The 4,780-nt window shown below is 41.8% G+C and carries 4 protein-coding genes; all 4 read left to right on the top strand.

The genetic code is table 11. The annotated features are described in order from the left end of the window. Positions 1-2,672: RHS repeat-associated core domain-containing protein (locus WCM76_16680; protein MEI6767268.1), on the top strand; the 2,672-nt coding region annotated here is incomplete at its 5' end. Positions 2,673-2,946: 274 nt separating this feature from the next. After that, positions 2,947-3,345: a hypothetical protein gene (locus WCM76_16675; GenBank protein ID MEI6767267.1), complete on the top strand. Its 399-nt coding sequence runs from the start codon at positions 2,947-2,949 to the stop codon at positions 3,343-3,345. A gap of 268 nt (positions 3,346-3,613) precedes the next feature. Continuing rightward, positions 3,614-4,417: an amidase gene (locus WCM76_16670; protein MEI6767266.1), complete on the top strand. Its 804-nt coding sequence runs from the start codon at positions 3,614-3,616 to the stop codon at positions 4,415-4,417. 125 nt (positions 4,418-4,542) lie between these two features. Continuing rightward, positions 4,543-4,780: hypothetical protein (locus tag WCM76_16665; protein MEI6767265.1), on the top strand; the 238-nt coding region annotated here is incomplete at its 3' end.

Raw genomic sequence — 4,780 nt, 5'->3', positions numbered from 1 at the left:
AAACACAGTATTTCGACAGCCTTGGCAGGGTTTTTATGATTGAGGATGATAACGGACTTGACAATCTAAGCAACCCCTTGAAATACCGTGTTCGCAACACCCTTGATATTACCGGCAGGGTGATTGCCGTCACCGATGCACTGAACAGGGTGATGACACATCATGTTTACGGGTTGAAACAACAACTCTATACAACAAACATTGACTCGGGCGAGCGATGGATGCTTGCCGATGTTGCTGGAAAGCCCATTTATGCAGTGAACAGTCGTGGCTTCACCTTCCGCAATACCTATGATGCGCTGCAGCGCCCGCTGGAAATTTATGTTACCCCTCCGGCACAAAGCGAGATATTGGCAGAAGAATATGTCTACGGTACGGATGACGCGGTTTACAATATTGGCAGGGTTGAGTTTTTAAAAGACCAAAGCGGGCAAACGCATTTTATTGAGTATGATTTCAAGGGCAATCCACTGGAAACGCTAAAGACGTTTTGTGAAGACTACAACAGGGATATTGACTGGAGCCAAAGCCCGGTGCTGCAGACGGAAACGTTCACGCAGTTTATGGAGTACGACGCAATGAACCGGCCAACCTTGCTGACACAGCCCGACGGCAGCATTATAGAATACGCCTATAACAAGGCCGCATTGCCCGAGGCAATTGCAGTGACTCATTTAGGGCAGGGAACCCCGGTTGATTATGTAACTAATATTAACTACAACGAGAAAGGACAGCGAACACGGGTTTATTACGGGAATGGCACGCGAACACGTTATTATTATGACGATAAAACGTTCCGGCTGAACCGGCTTAAAACGACACGTAATTCAGGCGCTGATGTTTTGCTTGATCTTAATTATATTTATGATGCCGTTGGCAACATTGTTGAGATAAATGACAACGCGGCACAAACCTTTTATTACGATAACAGTGTGATAGCTCCCCAGCAGCAGTTTTGGTATGATCCATTGTACCGTTTGGTTAAAGCCACCGGCAGGGAACTCGTGTCACTGGCTATGCCCGGGCACAGTGATTTTGCAAATAACATCCCTTTACCAAACCCCGGTAACAGCGCGATGCAGAACTATACGGAGTACTTTACTTTTGATGCTCTTGGCAACATCACCAACCTTGACCATTATACAAGCGGCCAAACGCCAAACTGGACCAGAGAATATTATTACAACTCCAATAACAATTATTTATTAAGTCATATTCAGAATCAAACTCCACCGAATTATACTTACGATGACCACGGCAACATGCTTACCATGCCACACCTTTCGGCTCTGGAATGTGATTTTAAAGACCGTCTTGTAAAAACCACGAGGGGCACGGAAAGCACGTATTACCGTTATAACAGCAGCGGCGAGCGCAGCCGCAAGATAACAGAAAAACAAAACGGAACTTTTGTAGAACGCCTGTACCTTGGTGGCTACGAAGTTTACCGGGAATACGCGAGTAATTGGGATATTGATTTTGAAAGACAGACACTTTGCATAAACGACATTAAAGTGCCTGAGGCCAGTCAGAAAAGTGATAGCGAGGAAAATAATGAGAAGGGAAAAGAAGAACAAAAGAAGTTCGGCTTTGATCAGAACAAGAAGATCGCAATCATAGAAACCAAAACAATAGAAAGTGGTGATCCTGTTTCGCCACTTGAAATTGCGATTCGTTATCAATACAGCAATCATCTTGGCTCCTCCTGCCTGGAACTTGATGAAAGTGCGGATATCATCAGCTACGAGGAATATCATCCCTTTGGAACTACCTCATACCGAGCTGGCAGAACAGAAACCGAGGTTAGTCTTAAACGATACAAATATGTTGGCAAGGAACGAGACGAGGAAAGTGGACTCTATTATTACGGGGCAAGGTACTACGCGGATTGGTTGTGTAGGTTTATCAGTGTGGACCCAATGGCGCATAAATTTCCTCAATGGTCACCATATTGCGCTTTTGGTGATGACCCAATCGGAAATATTGATCCGGATGGTATGTATTTCTTTGGTTTGTTTGGTTCTACTTCCTCCCAAAGGCAGGCAGCTGCACAACTTGCGTTGGCAACAGGGGGAACAGTATTGAATAGACATTCTAGAAGTATTTGCGTATCCTATACCGCTCAGGTATCGACTAATCAAAGGACTGGCGATGCAGTCATGGCTATATATGACCAGTATTTTAATAAAGATGGAAGTTTAGTACCACTGAATCACGATTGGAGACAATTTGATGATAATGCTTTAGTAAGTGCTGAAATGTGGCTTAATTCAAAGTCAAGCAATATTCCGGAATCAGCTGTAAAGATTGCTGCAAATATGCTTTATAGTTTCCCGAATTCAGTATCCATATTACTCAGAGGAAAAACCATTGCGGGTTCAGATGCTGCTGAACAAAAGGTAGATGCTTTTGTTGATGTAGCGCCATCCTTGGTTGGGCTAATAGAGGCGGGAGTATCTGTAAGGGTTTCAAAAAGCGCACTTGAGGGATTTAATCAGTTTATTAAAAAATATCCAGGGTTGCTAAAAGGTCGGTCAAGAGAGCAAATGATGAAGGAAGCCGGTAAACTATTTCAGATTAATAAAGAACTCCGGTCGGCGAAAGAAACATTGAATTCTGTTGATGAATTGAAGGAAGCGACTGAGAAAACGAAAAAAGAGGTTACAAAGTAATCAAACAGTTTAATGTTGGAATTGATATACAGGGCAGGCGTTTTTTTTCGGTGGCTGCTGAAAGGATTTAGAACCAAATTTACTGACGAAATGGCCGCGGATGATGGGCTTATTTTCAAGAAGCACCCATACTTTGAGGGTTGGTTTTTGGGTTGTATTTTTTATATAATGATATTCTTGGCTTGCTATTTTTTTTGGATTTTATAACACCCTGCTGATTTTTTAGCCGTAGATTTTTACACAGAATCTAAATTATAAATTGAACAGTTGGATTATGCCAAACGATTTTAGTGAAGTAATGTCAACTCAAACAGACGCGGAACTGTTAAGAATAGTAAATGAGCTACGTTCCGAATATCAACCAGACGCTGTTTTAGCTGCAGAAAATGAACTTGAAAAAAGAAAGCTTACTGGGGCGCAAATATTGGTAGCTAAAGCAAGAATCATAGAAAAGGAATTGTCTGAAAATGAAAAAGCAAAAAAGCAGCTACCTGTAGTATGGAAAGTGCTAACTGCAATATTCCCGGGCATTATTCAATTTATTATCGCGTTGGTGCTTAAAGAAAGGGGTTATGAAAAAATGTCAAAAGATTTGATTTTTTGGACACTAATCGGGATTGCGATAACAATTGGTTTTGTGCTTACATTGAAAATATTTTATGAACTTTTTTAATTGGCCATTCTCACTGCGCTTAAACTTGCAACGACCACTTTCATTCGCTCATTGAAATAATTTTATAAAAATCATTAGCAATGCCGTGGGCAAAGCCATGCAGCACCAGCAGTACTTACCATTTGGCGAAACACATTTAGATAACCCCACTACTGGCACTGCATATAATTTCAGTTGTAAGGAAAAGGATAATGAAACGTGGTATTCGTATTTCGGAGCGCGAAACAATAAATTCTCTTTCAAATCAAAAATAATTAATTATTTATTTATGCAAACACAAGGCAGATTTAAATTAATGACCGTAACAGAATTCGGTCAGTGGCTGGAAGAAAACACTTTCAGCAGGGTAATAAAGCTGGTGCAGAATCACCACACCTATATTCCCAACTACAGCCATTTTAAAGGCAATAATCAATTTGCATCACTGGAAGCCATGGAGCGTTTTCATATTGAGCGTGGTTTTTCAGAAATTGCCCAAAACCTTACTATTTTCCCGGATGGCAGTGTGGCTGTATGCCGTTCGTTTGATAAAATTCCTGCCGGAATAAAAGGCGCTAACCAGTATGGCATCTGTATAGAGAATGTCGGATGCTTTGATATCGGGGGAGATACGATGACGGCTGCTCAGCGGGATGCCATCATTAAGGTAAATGCCATGCTCTGCCGCAAGTTCAAACTTACGCCAAGTCCTGATACTATTGTTTATCATCACTGGTATGACTTAGTATCCGGTATGCGAACTGGGGGCACTGGCACCACAAAATCCTGCCCGGGTACGGCATTTTTTGGTGGTAATACCATCAACGACGCACTTCACAATTTTCTTCCGCTTATCGTAAATGAGTTGAAGAATTCAGGCACTGTGATACCCGTTGCAAGTCAGCCTCAAAAAACTTACGAAGTGACAGCCTATGTGCTCAATGTAAGAAGTGGCCCGGGTGTTAGCAATGGAATTGTTAAATCACTTCAGAAAGGAACCCATGTGATTGCTTACGAAGAAAAAAATGGCTGGTGCAGAATTGACGCGGCGCAGCAGCAATGGGTGTCGAAAAGTTATTTATTGGAAGTGTAATATTCTTTTTTAAGGTTTAAAATGAAACGTCAGAATTGACGAATCTTATTTTCAATATCGTAAGCACAAGAACCATTATAAGATATTGTATCAACATTAGTCAAGAGTAAGAAGCACGTTACGTGATGAAAAGAATTGAAGGATCAGACAATAGTGAAAATGGCGGTTTTGCTGGTAAACCAACTGGTAATAAAACACCTGTTTCAAATAATCGGTTGGGTAACAATAACCAGAGTGATCAGGGCTCTTCCACTACAGGCGGTTCAGCTTCTTCCGTGAGTTTGCCCAAAGGCGGTGGTGCTATTCGGGGTATGGGTGAGAAGTTCACGGTGAACGCTGTAACCGGTACCGGCTCGTTTTCAG

It is taken from the genome of Bacteroidota bacterium (genome assembly GCA_037133915.1).
GTDB lineage: Bacteria > Bacteroidota > Bacteroidia > Bacteroidales > CAIWKO01 > JBAXND01.
Note: the sequence above shows the minus strand (reverse complement) of the source record. Positions and strands in the feature narration are given on the sequence as shown.